Source organism: Pseudomonas reinekei, from assembly GCF_001945365.1.
Classification (GTDB): domain Bacteria; phylum Pseudomonadota; class Gammaproteobacteria; order Pseudomonadales; family Pseudomonadaceae; genus Aquipseudomonas; species Aquipseudomonas reinekei.
In genome coordinates, this window is the sequence record NZ_MSTQ01000005.1 from 360,079 (window position 1) to 382,311 (window position 22,233).

Sequence of the window (22,233 nt, forward strand, 5' to 3'; positions counted from 1 at the left end):
GAACAAAACAGCGTCACCGGCCTAAGCGGTGACGCTGTCGATTCAAGCTAAAGCATCTTGCGAATGTCCTCCGGCAAATACCGCACATACCGCGAAACCGGGTTGTTCAGGCATTGCCTGACAATGATCGGCACCTTTCTGTTGAGCTTGGCGATCAGCGCCAGACGCTGCTCATTCGTCAGCGCTGTCGTAGAGAATGAGTTCGACAGGTAGGCGCGGGTGAAATGGAATACAGGAGAATCGATCCACGATTGCTCTGCGACATGAACAACTGCTTCGTTCAGATCGCGACATTTCAACTCCTTCAGCCATTTATTGGTGTGGAGCGGCAAAGACGAATTGAACCTGAACTGCATGGGCACGACCACTTCCTGCTCTGCAGGCCTGCCCTCTTCCACCATCCACGGTTTGAACCGCCACTGCTCTATGGCAACCCGAGTCGCCTCGGCCAGTTCAGGGTGATCGCTTTGCAGGATGTTCACCTGGCTGACAGAGCCATCGGAGTGGACTACGAAGCTGACTCGAACATCACCAATGATTCCGGCCCTTTGCAGCGCAACCGGGTAAATAGGCCGAGGGTTGTTTTCGGGTATAAGAAAAAACTCCGCTGCCCGGGTCTCGCCAGACAACGCCAACCCCAGCATCAACAAAAACCACCGCATAACCACTCCCCTCTACACCTCAAATGCCAAGCCTGGCAGCCGGACAAAGGTTAAAGAGAGAGCGTCTTGAGCTGAAGATCATGACTTCCGGTAACGACGCAGGACATTTCCCAAAGACTTGCCTTATTCCTGCCAGCCCCCCGCGTAAAAACGAAAGCGGTAAAACCTCCTACAACGCCCTTCATTTATATCTGAGCGACATGTTCATAAAGGAATGCTCGAATTCCAACATTTCCGCTGTTTGGTCGATGAGAACCGGTGCTTTTTTCGGTAATGAAACTGTAACATTCACATCCGCAGTCAAAACAAGAAAACTGGAGCTACTGAATGTTTGCTTTCTTTCGTCCAGCCGCACATCAGGCGCCATTGCCTGAAGAAAAAATAGACAGCACCTACCGCCGCCTGCGCTGGCAAATCTTCGCCGGTATCTTTATCGGCTACGCCGGCTATTACCTGCTGCGCAAAAACTTCTCCCTGGCCATGCCTTACCTGATCGACGAGGGCTACACCCGGGGTGAGCTGGGGGTGGCGCTGTCGGCAATTGCCATTGCCTACGGCTTGTCCAAGTTCCTCATGGGCATCGTTTCCGACCGCTCCAACCCGCGCTTCTTCCTGCCGTTCGGCCTGATAGTTTCGGCTGCTGTGATGTTCACGTTCGGTTTCGCGCATTGGGCAACGTCCAGCGTGACCATCATGTTCGTCCTGCTGTTCATCAATGGCTGGGCGCAGGGCATGGGCTGGCCGCCAAGTGGCCGGACCATGGTGCACTGGTGGTCGCAGAAGGAACGCGGCGGCGTGGTGTCGCTGTGGAACGTCGCGCATAACGTCGGCGGCGGCTTGATCGGCCCGCTGTTCCTGATCGGCATGGGCCTGTTCAATGACTGGCATGCCGCGTTTTACGTGCCGGCAGCGGTCGCCATGGCGGTCGCGGTGTTCGCCTTCATCACCATGCGCGACACCCCGCAATCGGTCGGCCTGCCGCCCATCGAGAAGTACAAAAACGACTATCCGGAAGGCTACGACGCCAGCCACGAAGAAGAATTCAGCGCCAAGGAAATCTTCGTCAAGTACGTGCTGCGCAATAAAATGCTCTGGTACATCGCAATGGCCAACGTCTTTGTCTATCTGCTGCGCTACGGCGTACTGGACTGGGCACCGACCTACCTCAAGGAAGCCAAGGGTTTCACCGTGGACAAGACGTCCTGGGCGTACTTCTTCTACGAGTGGGCAGGCATTCCGGGCACGCTGCTGTGCGGCTGGATGTCGGACAAGATCTTCCGCGGCAACCGTGGCCTGACCGGCATGGTGTTCATGGCGCTGGTGACCGTGGCAACGCTGGTGTACTGGCTCAACCCGGCCGGCAACCCGACTGTCGACATGATCGCCCTGGTGTCCATCGGCTTCCTGATCTACGGCCCGGTGATGCTGATCGGCTTGCAGGCACTGGAGTTGGCGCCGAAGAAAGCCGCCGGTACGGCAGCGGGTTTCACCGGCCTGTTCGGTTATCTGGGTGGGTCGGTCGCGGCCAGTGCAGCGATGGGCTACACCGTGGACCATTTTGGTTGGGATGGCGGTTTCATTCTGCTGATCGGTGCCTGCCTGCTAGCGATGGCCTTCCTTGCGCCAACGCTGTGGCACAAGCAAGTCGCCAGTCAGAGCCGCGAAGCCATCGCCTGATCAACCTTTGATTTGCAGCGCTTGAGCCGCGCCTCCAGATTCCGGTCTGGCATGGCGTGGCTACGCAGGGCGTGAGCGGTCTGCTCGACATAATCGCGAGTCGTGCCGTAACGCCCGCAAGCGTTTTCAAACACGTGGCTCAGCACATGATCCGGCAAGTTGCCGGCATAGCTGGGCAAATGCCGCTCCAGAACAAAGCCCAATGCCTGAACCCGGCTTCCGTCTTCAAGACGGCAGTTGAGCCAGTGTGGACGATAGGAAGGGAACGGCATCTCGCGTTGCCAAAGTGCATACAGCGACGCCTCAAGTTGTTCTTCAGGCAGACGATAAGCAAAGCCGCTGCATGAACCCCCGCGATCCAGACCGAAGACCAGGCCGGGCATTTCCGGTGTGCCGCGATGTTCGTGGGACCACAGGTACAAACCGCGATGATAGCCATGCACCCGCCCGCGAACCCGCTCAACTGCCGTGCACTCGGGACGCCAGATCAGCGAACCGTAAGCGAACAACCACACCGGCCCACCCTTGTGGCGGGCCATGGTCGATTGCATCGAGCTGAGTAATTGTTCGTGCGTGAGCTGCGGCCCCAGATCGAGCTGCGGAGGGTAAGCCAGATTCAAGATCGAAGATTCAATGACGCTCATGGCGAATAGCGTTCAGCTCCCCGCGAGTAAAGAGTTACTTAATAGAACGCACCGCTGTAACAATAAGGCACATATGTTTTTCAAAGCAATTCAAGTGCCATGGCACTGTTGTTAATTAATTACCTGAAGACAATATAACCTACCGGTATTTATATGATTTTATAAATACCGATAGGCTATATAGGGGGTTATAACCTGTAGGGGCAGCCTCAAGAGCGAGGGGCGTAGGCAAATACGTCAGCGCGCATTTGATGGGCATCCATCCCGGCTTCGACCAGTGCATCCAGCGTGCCGTAGACCATGGCCGGCGAGCCACTGGCATACACGTGAAGGGTCTTGAGATCAGGAAAGTCTTCGCAAACGGCTTCATGCAGCATGCCGCAACGCCCCGGCCAGCCACATTGATCGCTGACGACCTTGTGCAGGAACAGGTTGGGCAACTTCAGCCACTCATCCCAATGTTCAACTTCATAGAAGTCTTCTGGACGGCGCACGCCCCAATATAAGTGCACGGGGTGCTTGAAGCCTTCGGCGCGGCAGTGTTCGATCAGGCCGTGGACCTGGCCCATGCCCGTGCCCGCGGCAATCAACACCAGCGGACCGTCCGGCAGTTCGGCCAGGTGCGTGTCGCCGAATGGCATGTCGACCCGCACCATTGTGTTGCCTTGCAGTTGCTTGATCAGGTTTATTGCACTGGCTTCGCGCGCCAGGACGTGGATTTCCAGATCGCGCCCACCTGAGGGCGCCGAGGCCAGGGAGAAGGATGACTTCTCGCCATTGTCCCGGTGGATCATCAAGTACTGGCCAGCGTGATAACGCGGAGGCTTGCCGGCCGGCGCCCGCAGCCGTACCCGCCACGTATCACCACCGACCTCGGTGCAACTGGTGACCTGACACGACAGAGTGCGCACCGGTAACTCTCCCAGCGCGAGCACGCCATCCCACAGCACGATGCAGTCTTCCAGCGGCTCTGCTATGCAAGTGTAGAACTCGCCATGGTCACGCACATTACCCGCCTGTTCGACGCGCCCTTCCACCAGCAACGCGGCACACACGTGGCAGTTGCCGTTGCGACAGCTTTGCGGGCAGTCATAGCCCAGACGACGGGCGCCATCGAGAATCCGCTCGCCGGGCAGAATCTCAAGCACTGCTCCGGAGGGCTGCAAGGTTACACGCATCAATCTATTCCTAACTGATTCCAGATGGCATCGATCCGCTGGGTCACGGCGTCGTCCTTGACGATCACCCGGCCCCACTCGCGCGTGGTTTCGCCAGGCCATTTATGCGTGGCATCGAGCCCCATCTTCGAACCCAGGCCGGAAACCGGCGAGGCGAAGTCGAGGTAGTCGATCGGCGTGTTTTCGATCATCACCGTGTCGCGCTTGGGGTCCATGCGCGTGGTGATGGCCCAGATCACGTCGTTCCAGTCCCGCGCGTTGATATCGTCGTCAGTGACGATAACGAACTTGGTGTACATGAACTGTCGCAAAAACGACCAGACACCCAGCATTACCCGCTTGGCATGCCCCGGATAGGACTTTTTCATGGTCACGACGGCCATGCGGTACGAGCAGCCTTCGGGCGGCAAGTAGAAGTCAGTGATTTCCGGGAACTGCTTCTGCAGGATCGGCACGAACACTTCGTTCAACGCCACGCCGAGGATCGCCGGCTCATCCGGCGGCCGGCCGGTGTAGGTGCTGTGGTAGATCGGCTTGATCCGATGGGTGATGCGCTCGACAGTGAACACCGGGAAGCTGTCGACTTCGTTGTAGTAACCGGTGTGGTCGCCGTAGGGACCTTCATCGGCCATCTCGCCTGGATGGATCACGCCTTCAAGGATGATCTCGGCGGTGGCCGGCACTTGCAGGTCATTGCCGCGGCACTTCACCAGTTCGGTGCGGTTGCCGCGCAGGAGGCCGGCGAAGGCGTATTCGGAGAGGGTATCGGGCACCGGCGTCACGGCACCGAGGATGGTCGCCGGGTCTGCACCCAGCGCCACGGCGACCGGGAACGGCTGGCCCGGGTGCTTCTCGCACCACTCGCGGTAATCCAGCGCGCCGCCACGGTGGCTGAGCCAGCGCATGATGACCTTGTTGCGGCCAATGACTTGCTGGCGGTAGATACCGAGGTTCTGCCGATCCTTGTTCGGGCCTTTGGTGACGGTCAGGCCCCAGGTAATCAGCGGCGCAACGTCGCCCGGCCAGCAGGTCTGCACCGGCAGCGTCGAAAGATCGACGTCGTCGCCTTCGACGACCACTTCCTGGCAGATCGCATCTTTGACGACTTTGGGCGCCATCGAGATGATCTTGCGAAAGATTGGCAGCTTGGACCAGGCGTCCTTCAATCCTTTCGGTGGCTCGGGCTCCTTGAGGAACGCCAGCAATTTGCCGATCTCGCGCAGCTCGCTGACCGCCTCGGCGCCCATGCCCAGCGCCACGCGCTCGGGGGTGCCGAACAGGTTGCCGAGCACGGGAATGTCATAACCCACAGGCTTTTCGAAGAGCAGGGCCGGGCCTTTGGCGCGCAAGGTGCGGTCGCAGACCTCGGTCATTTCGAGCACTGGGGACACCGGAACCTGGATGCGCTTGAGTTCGCCGCGCTGTTCCAGCCCGCTGATAAAGTCGCGCAAGTCGCGATACTGCATGCGTAAGCCTCGTGTTGGCCGTGGCGTTCGGGGCAGGCAGTTTAGCGCCGAACCCTTCGGTTCAGAACCACGAACTGCCACTTGATCAAAATTCAGATAGCAAAAAGCCGGGTTTCCCCGGCTCAGGTGCCCTGTATGGCTGTCTCTGTTAGTCAACTTCGGCGCCGCTGGCTCATATCCTGCGTTGCTGCTCCTCGCCATAGCGGGCTATGACTCGTCGCAGCGCCGTGGCTATGAGCCAGCGGCATCCGAATTTGAACTAACGAAACAGCCACACAGGGCACAGCCCTGCTCGACTTACTTGCGTTTCATCGACAGGAAGAACTCATCGTTGGTCTTGGTCGTTTTCAGCTTGTCGATCAGGAACTCGATGGCAGCGACTTCGTCCATCGGGTGCAGCAACTTGCGCAGGATCCACATGCGCTGCAACTCGTCGTCGGCGGTCAGCAACTCTTCGCGGCGGGTACCGGAACGGTTGATGTTGATGGCCGGGAACACGCGTTTTTCAGCGATGCGACGATCCAGAGGCAGTTCCATGTTGCCGGTGCCTTTGAATTCTTCGTAGATCACTTCGTCCATCTTCGAGCCGGTTTCAACCAGCGCGGTGGCGATGATGGTCAGAGAGCCGCCTTCTTCGATGTTTCGCGCAGCACCGAAGAAACGTTTCGGTTTCTCCAGGGCGTGAGCATCGACACCACCGGTGAGTACCTTGCCGGAGCTCGGGATCACGGTGTTGTAGGCGCGGGCCAGACGGGTGATGGAGTCGAGCAGGATCACCACGTCCTTTTTGTGTTCGACCAGACGCTTGGCCTTCTCGATCACCATTTCGGCAACCTGCACGTGGCGGGTCGGCGGCTCGTCGAACGTCGAGGCAACCACTTCGCCGCGCACGGTGCGCTGCATTTCGGTGACTTCTTCCGGACGTTCGTCGATCAGCAACACGATCAGGTGAACTTCAGGATTGTTACGAGCGATGTTCGCCGCGATGTTCTGCAGCATGATCGTTTTACCGGCTTTCGGCGGTGCAACGATCAGACCGCGCTGGCCTTTGCCGATCGGGGCGCACAGGTCGATGACACGACCGGTCAAGTCTTCGGTGGAACCGTTACCGGCTTCCATCTTCATGCGCACGGTCGGGAACAGCGGGGTCAGGTTCTCGAAGAGAATCTTGTTTTTCGCGTTTTCCGGACGGTCGAAGTTGATCGTGTCGACCTTGAGCAGCGCGAAATAACGCTCGCCTTCCTTCGGAGGGCGGATCTTGCCAACGATGGTGTCACCGGTACGCAAGTTGAAGCGACGGATCTGGCTCGGCGAGACGTAGATATCGTCTGGGCCGGCGAGATAGGAAGCGTCTGCAGAGCGGAGGAAGCCGAAGCCGTCCTGGAGAATCTCCAGCACGCCATCACCGGAGATTTCCTCGCCGCTTTTCGCGTGCTTTTTCAGCAGGGAGAAAATCACGTCCTGCTTGCGCGAACGGGCCATATTTTCTATGCCCATCTGTTCGGCCAATTCGAGCAGTTCGGTAATCGGCTTTTGCTTGAGTTCAGTCAGATTCATATAGGAATGACGTAATCATTTATGGAGGGGGGAAATTAAGCTTTTGGCTTAATGAGGCCGCGCCGCGGAGAAGGCGACAGGATCGCGTACTTATTCGAAAAGGAGAGCGTCGGCGACGGCTAGCAGGGGGCACTGGAGAAACCAGCGCGGGGCCGAATGTAACACCTGAGTTTCGGAGCGTCTAGCCCTCAATAACGAAAAAGGCCCCGCTATTTGCGGGGCCTTTTTTTGACACGCTACGACGACGCTTAGATGTTGGCGTCGAGGAAAGCGGCCAGTTGCGACTTCGACAGTGCGCCGACCTTGGTCGCTTCAACGTTGCCGTTCTTGAACAGCATCAGGGTCGGGATACCGCGCACGCCGTGCTTGGCCGGGGTTTCCTGGTTTTCGTCGATGTTCAGCTTGGCAACGGTCAGCTTGCCTTTGTAGGTCTCGGCAATTTCGTCCAGAACAGGGGCGATCATTTTGCAAGGGCCGCACCATTCAGCCCAGTAGTCGACCAGTACAGCGCCTTCAGCCTTGAGTACGTCGGCCTCGAAGCTAGCGTCGCTAACGTGTTTGATAAGATCGCTGCTCATGGAATTCTCCAGGGTTGTAAGCAAAAAAACGTGGCCCATCATAGCTGCCCTTCCCTCGTTCAGGAAGGTGCTGATGATTGAGTCTCGCTATGGTGGTCCATGAGTTTGGGTATAGCCCAAGTCACGCCGTGGCGGGAGCGACGAATGCAATGCCGGTACGCAGCGCAGCGTTGCGCACGTGTTCGTGCATGGCTTTTTGTGCCGCAGCAGAGGCTCTCCGAGCCAGTGCACGGAGGATTTTGCGGTGTTCCTGCCAGGTTTCCATGGCACGCTCGGCCCTGATGAACGGTAGCTTCTGGCTCTCGAGAAAGATGTCGGCGCTGTTAGTAAGGATGCTCAGCATCGCCTGATTGCCGCTGGCCAACAGGATTCGGCGGTGGAATTCGAAATCCAGCCGCGCCGCTGCGTCAAAATCGCCGGCCTTCAATTCGTTGCGCATGGCGGCGACATTGTCTTCCAGCGCATCGAGTTCCTCGGTACTCAACGTCACGGCGGCCAACCCTGCGGCGAACCCCTCCAGCGCATAGCGCAACTGAAAGATGTCCAGCGGCGACGCCTGCGCCGCGAACGGCCAGCCCGGCGCCGCATCGCCGCGCGGCAGTTCCACTGGCGACTGCACGAACACGCCTTTGCCTGGCTGGATACTGATGACTCCCAGCGCGCTCAGCGATGACAACGCTTCACGCAACGACGCCCGACTGACCCCCAATTGCACCGCCAGGTCTCGTTGCGAGGGCAAGGCATCACCCGGCCCGAAGCCCTGTTCGGTGATCAGTTTGCGGATGGCTTGCAGCGCCACTTCGGGTACGGCACGGGAGATCGAGTTCATGGTTTTCCAGACGAACCAGGCCAATGTGCGGCCAGTTGTAAAGCTATTCGCGGCGCCCGGCAAGTCGTGCCCCATGGGAGTTCGGGAATTTTCACGGCTGCGCTATCGAGGTGCGAAACGCAACCTGACTGTTCAGACCAGTAAGACCGTCCAACACCAGTAAAACCGCGCTCTGGCGCCCCAGAGTCCCCGGGTTGGCATGGCCCGTGCTCTGTCGATCCGCAGAAAACACTTCTTGCCGATCCGGAGATTTGCCATGACCCAGCGTTACAGCGCCCTCCTCGCCGCCTTGTTCGCCAGCCTGATGCTGAGCCAGGCACCCGCCCACGCCGACGGTCTGGAGGATGTGGTCAAGCGCGGCGTCCTCAAGGTTGCCGTACCTCAGGACTTCCCGCCGTTCGGCTCGGTCGGCCCGGACATGAAACCACGCGGCCTGGATATCGACACCGCCAAACTGCTGGCCGACCAGCTCAAGGTCAAACTCGAACTGACCCCGGTCAACAGCACCAACCGCATCCCGTTCCTGACCACTGGCAAGGTCGACCTGGTGATCTCCAGCCTCGGCAAAAACCCCGAGCGCGAAAAAGTCATCGACTTCTCCCGCGCCTACGCACCGTTCTACCTCGCCGTGTTCGGCCCGCCAGACGCCGACGTCAAAGGCCTGGACGACCTCAAGGGCAAGACCATCAGCGTCACCCGGGGCGCCATTGAAGACATCGAGCTGACCAAGGTCGCCCCCGAAGGCGTGACGATCAAGCGTTTCGAAGACAACAACTCGACCATCGCCGCGTACCTGGCCGGGCAAGTCGATCTGATCGCCAGCGGCAACGTGGTGATGGTCGCCATCAGTGAGAAAAACCCGAAACGCGTGCCGGCGCTGAAAGTGAAGCTCAAGGATTCGCCGGTCTACGTCGGCGTAAACAAGAACGAGCCGGCCCTGCTGGATAAGGTCAACCAGATCCTCGTCACCGCCAAGGGCGACGGCGCGCTGGAGAAGAACGCCATGACCTGGCTCAAAGAGCCGCTGCCGGCCGACCTCTGATCCGGCGCGCAGGAGACACGTTATGGCTTATCAGTTCGATTTCTTGCCGGTGGTACACAACACCGATCTATTGCTGCGCGGTGCGTTGTTCACCCTTGAGCTGACGGCCATCGGCGCGGTGCTCGGCGTTGGGCTGGGCATCGTCGGGGCGCTGGTACGGGCGTGGAACATTCGCCCGTTCGCCGGGATCTTCGCGGTCTATGTCGAGTTGATCCGCAACACGCCATTCCTGGTGCAGTTGTTTTTCATCTTCTTCGGCTTGCCGTCACTGGGGGTGCAGATTTCCGAGTGGCAAGCGGCCGTGCTGGCGATGGTGATCAATCTCGGGGCCTATTCCACCGAGATCATCCGCGCCGGCATCCAGGCGATTCCCCGGGGTCAACTGGAGGCTGCGGCAGCATTGGCGATGACTCGCTTCGAGGCGTTTCGCCACGTGGTGCTGCTGCCGGCGCTGGGCAAGGTCTGGCCGGCCCTGAGCAGCCAGATCATCATCGTCATGCTCGGCTCAGCCGTCTGCTCGCAGATCGCTACCGAAGAGCTGAGCTTCGCCGCCAACTTCATTCAGTCGCGCAACTTCCGCGCCTTTGAAACCTACGCGCTGACCACTTTGCTCTATCTGTGCATGGCGTTGCTGATCCGTCAGTTGCTGAACTGGATCGGCAATCGCTACATCGCGAGGAACAGCCGATGAGCGATTTCACCTTCTGGGACATCGTGCGCAACCTGCTCACGGGCCTGCAATGGACGCTGGCGTTGTCGCTGGTGGCGTTCATCGGCGGTGGTGTGATCGGTTTGCTGATCATGGTCATGCGCATTTCGAAAAAAACCCTGCCGCGCAGCTTCGCCCGCACTTACATCGAGCTGTTCCAGGGCACGCCGCTGTTGATGCAGTTGTTTCTGGTGTTCTTCGGTGTGGCGCTGGCCGGGATCGAGATTTCCCCGTGGATGGCCGCGGCGATTGCCCTGACGCTGTTCACCAGTGCCTATCTGGCGGAGATCTGGCGCGGTTGCGTCGACTCGATCCCCAACGGCCAGTGGGAAGCCTCGTCGAGCCTGGCGCTTAACCCGCTGGAGCAGTTGCGCTACGTGATCCTGCCGCAAGCCCTGCGCATCGCCGTGGCGCCGACCGTGGGCTTTTCGGTGCAAGTGGTCAAAGGCACAGCGGTGACCTCGATCATCGGCTTCACCGAACTGACCAAGACCGGCGGCATGCTCGCCAATGCCACCTTCGAACCGTTCATGGTCTACGGCCTCGTCGCCCTCGGCTATTTCCTGCTGTGTTACCCCTTGTCCCTTAGTGCGCGCTACCTGGAAAGGAGACTGCATGCCTCTGCTTAGAATTTCCGCCCTGCATAAATATTACGGCGACCACCATGTGCTCAAAGGCATCGATCTGAGCGTGGAAGAAGGCCAGGTGGTGGCGATCATCGGCCGCAGCGGCTCGGGCAAGTCGACCTTGCTGCGTACCCTCAACGGGCTGGAGTCGATCAACGACGGCGTGATCGAAGTCGACGGCGAATACCTCGACGCCGCCCGGGCTGACCTGCGCAGCCTGCGACAGAAGGTTGGCATGGTGTTCCAGCAGTTCAACCTGTTCCCGCACCTGACGGTCGGCGAGAACGTGATGCTGGCGCCACAGGTGGTGCAGAAAGTGCCCAAGGCCAAGGCAGCGGAGCTGGCGCGACAGATGCTGGAGCGCGTAGGCCTGGGGGAGAAATTCGATGCCTTCCCGGATCGCTTGTCCGGCGGGCAGCAACAGCGCGTGGCGATTGCCCGCGCGCTCGCGATGTCGCCGAAGGTTTTGTTGTGTGACGAAATCACCTCGGCGCTGGACCCGGAGCTGGTCAACGAAGTGCTGAGCGTGGTTCGGCAACTGGCCAGGGAAGGGATGACGCTGATCATGGTCACCCACGAAATGCGCTTTGCCCGGGAGGTTGGGGATAAGTTGGTCTTCATGCACATGGGCAAGGTGCATGAGGTGGGTGATCCGAAGGTTTTGTTTGCCAATCCGCAGACCGCGGAGCTTGCCAACTTCATTGGCACTGTTGAAGCGACAGCCTGAAACAACCTCATTGTCTTTAATGCCCTCATCGCTAGCAGGCTAGCTCCCACAGGGGTACGCATTCCAATGTGGGAGCCAGCCTGCTGGCGATTGACCGCGTAGCGGGCACCGACTTTCCTGCACTGGATCAAGGCTTTGTACACTGCGCGTTGGCGCCAGCCTTTGATCGTGGCACGATGTCGAGGTTATCGACCGAGACCCCCTGACCATGCCGCAATCTCAAGCCAAGAATCTGTCCCTGATCGCCGCAATCGACCTGGGCTCCAACAGCTTTCACATGGTCGTGGCCAAGGCCCAGAACGGCGAAATCCGTATTCTCGAGCGTCTCGGGGAGAAGGTTCAGCTGGCGGCCGGCATCGACGATGAGCGCAAGCTCAGCGAAGAATCCATGCAACGCGGACTCGATTGCCTCAAGCGTTTTGCGCAACTGATCAACGGTATGCCGCTCGGCGCCGTACGGATTGTTGGCACCAACGCCCTGCGTGAAGCCCGCAACCGCGCTGAGTTCATCCACCGCGCCGAAGAAATCCTCGGTCACCCGGTGGAAGTCATCTCTGGCCGTGAAGAAGCGCGCCTGATCTACCTCGGCGTGTCCCACACCCTCGCCGACACCCCGGGCAAGCGCCTGGTGGCCGACATCGGTGGTGGCAGTACCGAATTCATCATCGGCCAGCGCTTCGAACCGCTGCTGCGCGAAAGCCTGCAAATGGGCTGCGTCAGCTACACCCAGCGCTATTTCAAGGACGGCAAGATCACCCCGGCCCGCTACGCCCAGGCGTACACCGCGGCGCGGCTGGAGATCATGAGCATCGAGCACGCCCTGCATCGCCTGAACTGGGATGAAGCCATCGGCTCCTCCGGCACCATCCGCGCCATCGGCCTGGCGCTGAAGGCCGGTGGTTACGGCGCGGGCGAAGTGAACGCCGAAGGCCTGGCCTGGCTCAAGCGCAAGCTGATCAAGCTCGGCGATGTCGAGAAAATCGACTTCGAAGGCATCAAGCCGGACCGTCGGGCGATCTTTCCGGCGGGCCTGGCGATCCTCGAGGCCATCTTCGATGCCCTCGAACTGCAACGCATGGATCACTGCGAAGGTGCCCTGCGTGAAGGCGTGCTGTATGACCTGCTCGGTCGCCATCATCACGAAGACGTGCGCGAACGCACCCTGACTTCGCTGATGGAGCGCTATCACGTCGATCTGGAACAGGCGGCGCGGGTCGAGCGCAAAGCCCTGCATGCCTTCGATCAGGTGGCCAGGGACTGGGACCTGGAAGACGGCGTCTGGCGCGAACTGCTCGGCTGGGCGGCCAAGGTCCACGAGGTGGGCCTGGACATCGCTCACTACCAGTACCACAAGCATGGCGCCTACCTGATCGAGCACTCGGACCTGGCCGGGTTCTCCCGCGAAGACCAGTTGATGCTCGCACTGTTGGTGCGCGGCCATCGTCGCAACATCCCCAAGGACAAGTTCGCCGACTTCGGTGATGACGGCATCAAGCTGATTCGCCTGTGCGTGCTGCTGCGTTTCGCGATCCTGTTCCACCACATCCGCGGCACCCAGCAAATGCCCCAGGTCGAGCTCAACGCCAATGGCAACCAACTGGAAGTGGTGTTCCCGAAAAACTGGCTGGATGAAAACCAGCTGACCCAGGCCGACTTCGAAATTGAAGCGCAGTGGCTGACGCGGGTCGATATCGTCCTGAGCGTGCGCTAAATCCGCCGTCAGGTGCTTTTGTGGCGAGGGCGCTTGCTCCCTCACCACAAAAAGCCAATCACCACAAAGGCGGCTTGCCACAGGTAATGGGTTGCACAGGCGAAAAAAAATGGCGATCCGCAGGGATCGCCATTTTTTACAACTGGCCGGCGTTACCGCACAGCCAGAATCGGACTGCCCAACCGCTCCAGCAATGTAGCCTGGGCGCTGCGCGGGTTCTGGTTGCCGGTCGGCGTGTTACGGATGTAGCGACCGTCCGACTGCAAGCTCCAGCTGTGGGTGTTATCGGTGAGATACAACTCCAGCTCCTTCTTGACCCGCATGATCAGCTTCTTGCCTTCTACCGGGAAGCACGTCTCGACGCGCTTGTCGAGGTTGCGCTCCATCCAGTCGGCACTGGAGAGGAACATCTGCTCGTCGCCGCCATTGAGGAAGTAGAAGACCCGGGTGTGTTCCAGGAAACGACCGATGATCGAGCGCACGTGAATGTTGTGCGAAACCCCGGCAATGCCCGGCCGCAGGCAGCACATGCCACGAACGATGAGATCGATGCGTACGCCCGACTGACTGGCCTTGTACAACGCGCGGATGATCTTCGGATCGGTCAGCGAATTGAACTTGGCAATGATGTGCGCCGGTTTGCCGTCGAGGGCGAACTGGGTTTCGCGGGCAATCATGTCGAGCATGCCCTTCTTCAGGGTGAACGGTGCATGCAGCAACTTCTTCATGCGCAGGGTTTTACCCATGCCGATCAACTGGCTGAACAGTTTGCCGACGTCTTCGCACAAGGCGTCGTCGGAGGTCAGCAGGCTGTAGTCGGTGTACAGCCGCGCGTTGCCAGCGTGGTAGTTACCGGTGCCGAGGTGCGCGTAACGCACGATTTCACCGGCCTCGCGGCGCAGGATCAGCATCATCTTGGCGTGAGTCTTGAAGCCGACCACACCGTAGATCACCACCGCACCGGCCGCTTGCAGGCGGCTGGCCAGCTGCAGGTTGGACTCTTCGTCGAACCGCGCACGCAGTTCGATCACCGCTGTGACTTCCTTGCCGTTACGCGCCGCATCCACCAGCGCATCGACGATTTCCGAGTTGGCGCCGGAACGGTACAACGTCTGGCGCACCGCCAATACGTGCGGGTCCTTGGCGGCCTGGCGCAGCAGGTCGACCACCGGCGTGAACGACTCGAACGGGTGCAGCAGCAGGATGTCCTGCTTACTGATCACGCTGAAAATGTTCTCGCTGTTTTGCAGCAGTTTCGGGATCTGCGGCGTGAACGGCAGGTATTGCAGCTCGCGCTGGCTGTCCAGACCGGTAATGCTGAACAGACGCGTCAGGTTCACCGGACCGTTGACCTGATACAACTCGGTCTCGCTCAGATTGAACTGCTTGAGCAGGTAGTCGGACAGGTGTTTCGGGCAGGTGTCAGCGACTTCAAGACGCACCGCATCACCGTAGCGACGCGAGAACAGCTCACCGCGCAGGGCGCGGGCCAGGTCTTCCACGTCTTCGGAATCGAGCGCCAGGTCGGCGTTTCGGGTCAGGCGGAACTGGTAGCAGCCCTTGACCTTCATGCCCTGAAACAGGTCATCGGCGTGAGCATGGATCATCGACGACAGGAACACATAGTTGTCGCCGGCGCCGCCGACTTCTTCCGGGACCTTGATGATACGCGGCAGCAGGCGCGGTGCCGGGATGATCGCCAGACCGGAGTCGCGACCGAAGGCATCGATGCCTTCGAGCTCGACGATGAAGTTCAGGCTCTTGTTCACCAGCAACGGGAACGGGTGCGTCGGATCGAGGCCGATCGGGGTGATGATCGGTGCGATCTCGTCGCGGAAGTAACGGCGTACCCAGGTTTTGAGCTTGGTCGTCCAGTGGCGACGACGGATGAAGCGGACCTGATGTTTTTCCAGCTCCGGCAGCAGAATGTCGTTGAGAATCGCGTACTGGCGGTCAACATGACCGTGCACCAGTTCGCTGATGCGCGCCAGGGCCTGGTGCGGCTGCAAGCCATCGGCCCCGGCCTGCTCACGGGCGAAGGTGATCTGCTTTTTCAGGCCGGCGACGCGAATTTCGAAGAACTCGTCCAGGTTGCTGGAGAAGATCAGCAGGAACTTCAGCCGCTCCAGCAACGGGTAGGACTCATCCAGCGCCTGTTCCAGCACGCGGATGTTGAACTGCAGTTGCGACAACTCGCGATGGATGTACAGGCTGCTGTCATCCAGGCCGGGGATGGCAATCGCCGGCGCCGCCGGGGCGGGCTCGGTCACCGTCGCGGGTGGAGCAGGCTCCAGCTCCGGCGGGGTTTCGGCGATTGGCTCCACCACAGGTTGAGCGTCTTGTACGGCAACTTCCGTGAGTCCTTCGGTATTCATCACATGTTCCTGGGAGGGCTATTTTTGCTCTCGTAACAATTGAGCGGCACGAACGGCAAAGTACGTCAGGATGCCATCAGCGCCTGCACGTTTAAAGGCGGTCAGGGATTCGAGGATAACCCCTTCGCTCAACCAGCCATTCTGGATCGCGGCCATGTGCATGGCGTACTCGCCACTGACTTGATAAACAAACGTTGGCACTTTGAATTCTTCTTTGACCCGGCAAAGGATGTCCAGGTAAGGCATGCCTGGCTTGACCATGACCATGTCTGCGCCTTCTGACAAGTCCGCCGCCACTTCGTGCAGGGCTTCGTTGCTGTTGGCCGGGTCCATCTGATAGGAGGCCTTGTTGGCCTTGCCCAGGTTCAGCGCCGAACCGACCGCATCGCGGAACGGGCCGTAATAGGCGCTGGCGTACTTCGCCGAGTAGGCCATGATCCGCACGTTGACGTGACCGGCCACTTCGAGGGCTTCGCGGATCGCCTGGATGCGACCGTCCATCATGTCCGACGGGGCCACCACCTGAGCACCGGCTTCGGCGTGGGACAGGGCTTGCCTGACCAGTGCGTCGACGGTGATGTCGTTCTGCACGTAGCCTTCTTCGTCGAGGATGCCGTCCTGGCCGTGGGTAGTGAACGGGTCGAGGGCAACGTCGGTGATCACCCCCAGCTCGGGGAATTGCGCACGCAGGGCACGGGTCGCGCGTTGGGCGATGCCTTCAGGGTTCCATGCCTCGGCGGCGTCCAGTGACTTCAGTTCTGCCGGGGTCACCGGGAACAGGGCCAGCGCCGGAATCCCCAGCTCGACCCACTTGGCTGCTTCTTCGAGCAACAGGTCGATGGTCAGGCGCTCCACGCCCGGCATCGAAGCCACCGCTTCACGACGGTTTTCGCCGTCCAGCACAAATACCGGCAATATCAGGTCATCGACGGTCAATACGTTTTCACGAACCAGTCGACGCGAGAAATCATCGCGGCGGTTACGGCGCAGGCGGGTTGCAGGGAACAAACGGTTGGCGGGGGTGAAGCTCACGGCAGACTCCTGAGCCCGCAGACGTGCGAGCGTGACAGTTATAAGCGGCCATTATGACGAACGTGTGACAGTTGTGCGCACACCGCGACATGTAGCCGCATTCCATTGTCGTTGTAGGAAATGTTCACGTCGAGACACATTTGGACACTTTCCTGAATGTGTACGAAGGGTTAGGCTGCGCGTTCATTTCGCCAGCACCCAGACAATGCTCCAACAATTTCTGCATGACTTCGGCTACTTTGCCTTGTTCCTCGGCACGTTTTTCGAAGGCGAAACCATTCTGGTGCTCGCAGGCTTCCTCGCGTTCCGTGGATACATGGACATCAACCTGGTGGTGGTCGTGGCGTTCTGTGGCAGTTATGCCGGCGATCAGCTGTGGTACTTCCTGGGGCGCAAGCACGGGCGCAAGCTGCTGGCGCGCAAACCGCGCTGGCAAATGATGGGTGACCGGGCGCTGGAACACATCCGCAAGCACCCGGACATCTGGGTCCTGAGCTTCCGCTTCGTCTACGGACTGCGCACGGTGATGCCGGTAGCGATCGGCCTGTCGGGTTATCCACCGGGACGCTACCTGTTGCTCAACGGGATTGGCGCGGCGATCTGGGCCACCGCGCTAGCGGCCGCCGCCTATCACTTTGGCGCGGTGCTGGAAGGCATGCTCGGCAGCATCAAGAAATACGAGCTGTGGGTCCTCGGCGCCCTGCTTATCCTGGGCCTGGGCCTGTGGCTGCGCCGGCGCTTCAAGAATGCCCGCCTGGCCAGACAGATCTACGCCGACGAGCAGGCCCTGAAAGCCGAACAGGCCAAGACCGGCGAAACTAAGCCAGTCGAATGAAGCGGTTTCTGCAACAGTAGAGACCGATACCGCTCAGCAGGCTGTAACTGAGCAGGCCGATCCAGCCCACCGCGCTGGCCGGCCACAGCCCCACCATCGGCGCCAGCCACACCAGCGGCACGTTAGACGCCAGCCGAAGCAACTCCAGCTTCAACGCCCACGGGCGATTCTCCAGGGCCACGCCCAGCACGAACAACCCCAGCGCCACGGCCACCCAACCGAGCACCAACGCGGCGGTTGGCAGGCTCGGCTCCAGGTTCATCAAATAGCTGCCCAAGGCGATGTAGACACAGAACTGCATCAGCACGTAAAGCTGCTGGCGTCCGTCCAGCGGCACCTCGAATTTACGGAACTGGCTTAAGTCCGGCTTGTTAATCGGGTATTTGGCCGCCACGTCCGCCGGCCGCCAACCGGTGCGCATAAACCAGATTCGCAGCTTGTCCCGAACGCTTTGCGCGCGCCGCGCATCCGCCCATAACTGCGCGTAGAACTGCACGTTCGCCCAGAGTGGGTTCCAGCTCGCCAGCGGCGTGGTCACGCCGAAAATCACCGGTTCGTTGTCGTCCTCTTCCTGGAACGAGCCGAATAGACGGTCCCAAATAATGAACACCCCGCCGTAGTTGCGATCCATGTAGAGAGCATTCTGTGCATGGTGAGCCCGATGATTGGATGGCGTGACGAAGAACCACTCGAACCAGCCGAGCTTGGGAATGTGCCGCGTATGCACCCAGAACTGGTACAGCAGATTCAACGCAGCGACGCTGACGAACACCAGCAACGGCACCCCGACCACGGCCATGGGCAGGTAGAAGACCCAGCTCAGCAAAAAACCGGTGCTGGTCTGGCGCAGGGCGGTGGAGAGGTTGTAGTCCTCGCTCTGGTGATGCACCGAATGCGCAGCCCAGAGAATGTTGCGCTCATGGCCCATGCGGTGCAGCCAGTAGTAGCAGAAGTCATAGAACACGAAGGCGAATACCCAGACCCAGACGCTATCCGCCGAGAGTTCGAACAGCGCGAGGTGCTTGAGGGCAAACGCGTAGGTGACCAGCCCCACGCCTTTGGTCAGCAGACCCGTGGTGGTCGACAACACACCCGTGCTGATGCTGTTGATCGCGTCTGCCAGCCGATAGTGACTGACCCCGCGCCAACGGTCGGCCGCCAGCTCAATGGCAATCAATACAAAGAAAAACGGCACCGCATACAGAATGAAGTCCATGACGCGCCCTGATCGGAATCTTGAGGACAGATGCTAGGTGTAGCCGCGAATTAACCCTATGGCAACGAGTGACAAATTAGTGGACATTTAACGCCATGAATCTGGAGAAAAGCCCATGAGCAAAAAAGTTGCAGTGATCCTTTCCGGCTGCGGCGTGTACGACGGCGCCGAGATCTACGAGAGCGTCATCACCCTGCTGCGCCTGGACCAGCGCGGCGCGCAGGTGCAGTGTTTCGCACCGAATATTGCGCAGCTGCATGTGATCAACCACCTGACCGGCGAAGAAATGCCCGAGTCGCGCAATGTGCTGGTGGAGTCGGCGCGCATTGTCCGTGGCGAGATCAAGGACATCCGCGAAGCAGATGCCGAGGACTTCGATGCGCTGATCATTCCAGGCGGTTACGGCTCGGCCAAGAACCTCTCCAACTTTGCCATCGAAGGCACCGGCTGCACCGTGCAACCCGACGTCCTGGCGTTGACTGAAGCCTTTGCCGAAGCGGGCAAACCGGTGGGGCTGATCTGCATCTCACCGGCGCTGGCGGCGAAGATCTACGGGCCGGGCGTGACCTGCACCATTGGCAACGATGCCGATACGGCGACGGCGCTGGACAAGATGGGCGCCACCCACCAAGAGTGCGCCGTCAGCGACATCGTTGAAGACAAGGCCCGTAAACTGGTGAGCACCCCGGCGTACATGCTGGCGCAGTCGATCAGTGAGGCGGCGGCGGGGATCAATAAGCTGGTGGACCGCGTCCTCGAACTGACCCACGAGAACGACGCCTGATCCCTCGCGGTGATTGATTCCTGTGGCGAGGGCGCTTGCTCCCTCGCCACAGAGGCTGCATTTGCTCAGGGTTTTCGCGATAACCGCGTCAGAATCCGGTCCAGCGCATTGGCAAACGCCTGCTTCTCACGCTCGCCAAACGGCGCTGGCCCGCCGCTCATCTGACCTTGCTCACGCAAGTCAGTGAACAGGTTGCGCACTGCCAGCCGGTCGCCCATGTTCTGCGCATCGAACTCCTTGCCCCGCGGGTCCAGCGCCGCAACGCCCTTCTTCACCAAACGGTCGGCCAGCGGCACATCGCTGCAAATCACCAACTCACCGGGGACCGCGTGTTCCACCAGATAGTCATCGGCCGCGTCCGGGCCGCTCGGCACCACGATCAGCTTCACCAGCGCCAGACCCGGTTTGATCTGTGGCTGCCCTGCCACCAGCACCACCTCGAATTGTCGCTTGAGAGCGAACTTCACCACCAGGTCCTTGGCCGCCCGCGGGCAGGCGTCGGCATCGATCCATACGCGCATCTGTTTTTCCTCTTCCAAAAAGCATCGCGGGCAAGCCACTCCCACAAGGTTAACGCTAAACCTGTGGGAGCGGGCTTGCCCGCGATGATGAGCGCAGTGAATCTGATTAAGAAACAGCCACCCGCCGTTTCTCAGCCACCCAACTACGGCCATACAACACAACAATCGCAGCAATCGCCACCGCCTGGGCCGTCAGCGAATACGCATCGGCATGAATCCCCAACCAGTCAAACTCAAAGAACGGCAGCGGCCTGGTACCGAAGATCCCGGCCTCCTGCAACGCCTTCACGCCATGCCCGGCGAACACCACCGACAGCGCGCACAACAGGGCCGCGTTGATGCTGAAAAACAGCGTCAATGGCAGTTTTGCCGAACCACGCAAAATCACCCAGGCCAGGCCCACCAGCAGCACCAACGCCGTGGCGCCACCGGCCAGCACGGCATTGTGACCGGCAGGGCCGGCCTGCAGCCACAGGGTTTCGTAGAACAGAATCACTTCGAACAGCTCGCGATACACCGAAAAGAACGCCAGGATCGCGAAGCCGAAACGCCCGCCACCGCCCACCAGGCTGCTCTTGATGTAATCCTGCCAGGCCGCCGCGTGACGACGGTCGTGCATCCACACGCCCAGCCATAGCACCATGACGCTGGCGAACAATGCCGTTGCACCTTCAAGCAGCTCACGCTGGGAGCCGCTGACATCGATCACGTACGCCGCCAGCGCCCAGGTCCCCAGACCCGCCAACAGCGCCAGGCCCCAACCGACGTTAACGCTGCGCACCGCCGATTGCTGGCCGGTGTTACGCAGGAAAGCGAGAATCGCCGCCAGTACCAGAATCGCTTCCAGCCCTTCGCGCAGAAGGATCAGCAAACCGGAAATGTAGCTCAGGGACCCGCTCAAACCATCGCTGCCCAACAAGCCGGCAGAGACTTTCAGTTTGGCCTTGGCCGCCTCCAGACGCTGCTCGACCTGCGCCACCGGCAAGCCATCCTGCAACGACTGACGGTAAGCCATCAGCGATTTTTCCGTGTCTTTGCGCACGTTGGCGTCGACGTTGTCCAGGGAGCTTTCGACCAGTTCGAAACCTTCCAGGTAGGCCGCTACCGACAGGTCATAGGCCTGATCGTGCTCGCCGGCACGGTAAGCCGCGACGCTTTTGTCCAGGGTCGCGGCGGTGTAGTCGAGCAATTGCGCCGGGCCGCGCTTGACCTGCGGCGGCTGCGCCCGTTGTGCGCGGAAGGTCGCTGCGGCTTGCGGGCCGTCGACGGCCTGCACTTCGGCCGGGGTCTGACGGGCCAGATCGGCAATGCTGTAGACCTTGTCGCTGCCGGCAGACGCCAGATCGGCGCTGAAGCTGGCGATGTAAGTGGCCAGGTCCCAACGCTGGCGATCATCGAGCTGATCGGCGAAGGCTGGCATGTCAGTGCCTTCCACGCCCAGGCTCAGGGTGTTGTAGATTGCGTAGAGGCTCAGGTGATCCAGGCGCGCGTTATCACGCAGATTGGCCGGGGCCGGCGTCAGGCCCACGCCCGCCGGACCATCGCCCGCGCCGGTGTCGCCATGGCACACCGAGCAATGCTGGGCGTAGAGCGGCGCGCCTCGGGTCGGGTCCGGGGTGATGATCGGGGCTTGGCTGACTTCATAAGCCACCGCCAGTTTTGCACCCAGTTGTCGCGCCTGACGAGCCACCTCGGCCCCCTCCCGACGCGCAGCAATCGCGCTGTGCAGCGTGCCGATGCCCTGCTCCAGCGCAGCCTTTTCCGGTTTCGCCGGCATGGCAGCCACCATTCCCTGCAGGGCCTGGACGAACTCCAGTTGTTCGCGGTACTCGGACTCGTTGACGACCTTGCCTGCCTGTACCGCTGCCGGGTAGTCCGCGCCGATGTAGTCGAGTAAATGCAGTGCTTGCGGTGCACCTTCCACGGTGTCGGCCAGCAGATTGAAACTGCACAGGGCGAACACCGGCGCTAGCAGCCAGGCCAGGAAACGGGACGGGGCAATCATGAACGAATCTCAATTGGAAACACGAAGTAACATATTGTTCACTCCCAATCAGTTTCACT

20 protein-coding genes are annotated in these 22,233 nt (G+C 60.2%); 8 read left to right on the top strand and 12 right to left on the bottom strand.

Annotation, left to right across the window (positions count from 1 at the left end):
- Positions 1–47: 47 nt before the first annotated feature.
- Positions 48–662, bottom strand: coding sequence for an energy transducer TonB (locus BVK86_RS10755; RefSeq protein WP_075946420.1), 615 nt, complete (start codon positions 660–662; stop codon positions 48–50).
- A gap of 327 nt (positions 663–989) precedes the next feature.
- Between BVK86_RS10755 and glpT the strand changes: the two genes are divergently transcribed.
- Positions 990–2,339 carry a glycerol-3-phosphate transporter gene (gene glpT, locus BVK86_RS10760; RefSeq protein ID WP_075946421.1) on the top strand — a complete coding sequence of 450 codons (1,350 nt, stop codon included), beginning with the start codon at positions 990–992 and terminating at the stop codon, positions 2,337–2,339.
- On the opposite strand, the gene BVK86_RS10765 is transcribed toward glpT, so the two are convergent.
- From BVK86_RS10765 to BVK86_RS10790, 6 genes are all read right to left on the bottom strand, one after another.
- Positions 2,315–2,983: a gamma-glutamylcyclotransferase gene (locus BVK86_RS10765; protein ID WP_075946422.1), complete on the bottom strand. Its 669-nt coding sequence runs from the start codon at positions 2,981–2,983 to the stop codon at positions 2,315–2,317. The two genes, glpT and BVK86_RS10765, sit on opposite strands and share 25 nt — an antisense overlap.
- 209 nt (positions 2,984–3,192) lie before the next feature.
- On the bottom strand, positions 3,193–4,161 hold the full coding sequence (locus BVK86_RS10770; protein WP_075946423.1) for a CDP-6-deoxy-delta-3,4-glucoseen reductase: 969 nt from the start codon (positions 4,159–4,161) through the stop codon (positions 3,193–3,195).
- On the bottom strand, positions 4,161–5,627 hold the full coding sequence (gene ubiD / locus BVK86_RS10775; RefSeq protein ID WP_075946424.1) for a 4-hydroxy-3-polyprenylbenzoate decarboxylase: 1,467 nt from the start codon (positions 5,625–5,627) through the stop codon (positions 4,161–4,163). The genes BVK86_RS10770 and ubiD overlap by 1 nt, the downstream gene beginning before the upstream one ends.
- Positions 5,628–5,924: 297 nt before the next feature.
- Entirely contained in the window at positions 5,925–7,184 is a 1,260-nt protein-coding gene (gene rho, locus BVK86_RS10780; RefSeq protein WP_017845130.1) for a transcription termination factor Rho, read from the bottom strand.
- Positions 7,185–7,432: 248 nt separating this feature from the next.
- Positions 7,433–7,762, bottom strand: coding sequence for a thioredoxin TrxA (gene trxA / locus BVK86_RS10785; protein ID WP_003206727.1), 330 nt, complete (start codon positions 7,760–7,762; stop codon positions 7,433–7,435).
- A gap of 121 nt (positions 7,763–7,883) precedes the next feature.
- Positions 7,884–8,591, bottom strand: coding sequence for a FadR/GntR family transcriptional regulator (locus BVK86_RS10790; RefSeq protein WP_075946425.1), 708 nt, complete (start codon positions 8,589–8,591; stop codon positions 7,884–7,886).
- A gap of 256 nt (positions 8,592–8,847) precedes the next feature.
- On the opposite strand from BVK86_RS10790, the gene BVK86_RS10795 reads away from it, so the two are divergent.
- The 5 genes from BVK86_RS10795 (at position 8,848) to ppx (ending at position 13,406) form a co-directional block, all read left to right on the top strand.
- Positions 8,848–9,633 (top strand): transporter substrate-binding domain-containing protein, encoded by a 786-nt coding sequence (locus BVK86_RS10795; protein ID WP_075946426.1) that lies wholly within the window; start codon positions 8,848–8,850, stop codon positions 9,631–9,633.
- A 22-nt stretch (positions 9,634–9,655) separates the two neighbouring features.
- Complete coding sequence (locus BVK86_RS10800) at positions 9,656–10,324, top strand: amino acid ABC transporter permease (protein WP_075946427.1); 669 nt, start codon at positions 9,656–9,658, stop codon at positions 10,322–10,324.
- Complete coding sequence (locus BVK86_RS10805) at positions 10,321–10,971, top strand: amino acid ABC transporter permease (protein ID WP_075946428.1); 651 nt, start codon at positions 10,321–10,323, stop codon at positions 10,969–10,971. Before BVK86_RS10800 ends, BVK86_RS10805 begins: the two co-directional genes overlap by 4 nt.
- On the top strand, positions 10,958–11,695 hold the full coding sequence (locus tag BVK86_RS10810) for an amino acid ABC transporter ATP-binding protein (RefSeq protein WP_075946429.1): 738 nt from the start codon (positions 10,958–10,960) through the stop codon (positions 11,693–11,695). The genes BVK86_RS10805 and BVK86_RS10810 overlap by 14 nt, the downstream gene beginning before the upstream one ends.
- A gap of 208 nt (positions 11,696–11,903) precedes the next feature.
- Positions 11,904–13,406, top strand: coding sequence for an exopolyphosphatase (ppx, locus tag BVK86_RS10815; protein ID WP_075946430.1), 1,503 nt, complete (start codon positions 11,904–11,906; stop codon positions 13,404–13,406).
- A gap of 152 nt (positions 13,407–13,558) precedes the next feature.
- Here ppx and ppk1 read toward each other — a convergent pair whose 3' ends face one another.
- Both ppk1 and hemB read right to left on the bottom strand, forming a co-directional pair.
- Positions 13,559–15,781, bottom strand: a complete 2,223-nt coding sequence (ppk1, locus tag BVK86_RS10820) for a polyphosphate kinase 1 (protein WP_075946431.1) — start codon at positions 15,779–15,781, stop codon at positions 13,559–13,561.
- An 18-nt stretch (positions 15,782–15,799) separates the two neighbouring features.
- On the bottom strand, positions 15,800–16,813 hold the full coding sequence (hemB, locus tag BVK86_RS10825) for a porphobilinogen synthase (RefSeq protein WP_008015467.1): 1,014 nt from the start codon (positions 16,811–16,813) through the stop codon (positions 15,800–15,802).
- A 205-nt stretch (positions 16,814–17,018) separates the two neighbouring features.
- Here hemB and BVK86_RS10830 point away from each other — a divergent pair, with 205 nt between their 5' ends.
- Complete coding sequence (locus BVK86_RS10830; RefSeq protein WP_075946432.1) at positions 17,019–17,648, top strand: DedA family protein; 630 nt, start codon at positions 17,019–17,021, stop codon at positions 17,646–17,648.
- Here the strand turns inward: BVK86_RS10830 and BVK86_RS10835 are convergent.
- Positions 17,632–18,864, bottom strand: coding sequence for a sterol desaturase family protein (locus BVK86_RS10835; protein WP_075946433.1), 1,233 nt, complete (start codon positions 18,862–18,864; stop codon positions 17,632–17,634). The genes BVK86_RS10830 and BVK86_RS10835 overlap by 17 nt on opposite strands.
- 115 nt (positions 18,865–18,979) lie before the next feature.
- On the opposite strand from BVK86_RS10835, the gene elbB reads away from it, so the two are divergent.
- A complete protein-coding gene (gene elbB, locus BVK86_RS10840; RefSeq protein ID WP_075946434.1) occupies positions 18,980–19,648 on the top strand; it encodes an isoprenoid biosynthesis glyoxalase ElbB in 669 nt (222 codons plus the stop codon).
- Between the two features lie 65 nt (positions 19,649–19,713).
- Here elbB and BVK86_RS10845 read toward each other — a convergent pair whose 3' ends face one another.
- Both BVK86_RS10845 and BVK86_RS10850 read right to left on the bottom strand, forming a co-directional pair.
- Complete coding sequence (locus tag BVK86_RS10845; RefSeq protein WP_075946435.1) at positions 19,714–20,169, bottom strand: YaiI/YqxD family protein; 456 nt, start codon at positions 20,167–20,169, stop codon at positions 19,714–19,716.
- A gap of 106 nt (positions 20,170–20,275) precedes the next feature.
- Positions 20,276–22,174, bottom strand: a complete 1,899-nt coding sequence (locus BVK86_RS10850) for an FTR1 family protein (protein ID WP_075946436.1) — start codon at positions 22,172–22,174, stop codon at positions 20,276–20,278.
- Between the last annotated feature and the right edge of the window lie 59 nt (positions 22,175–22,233).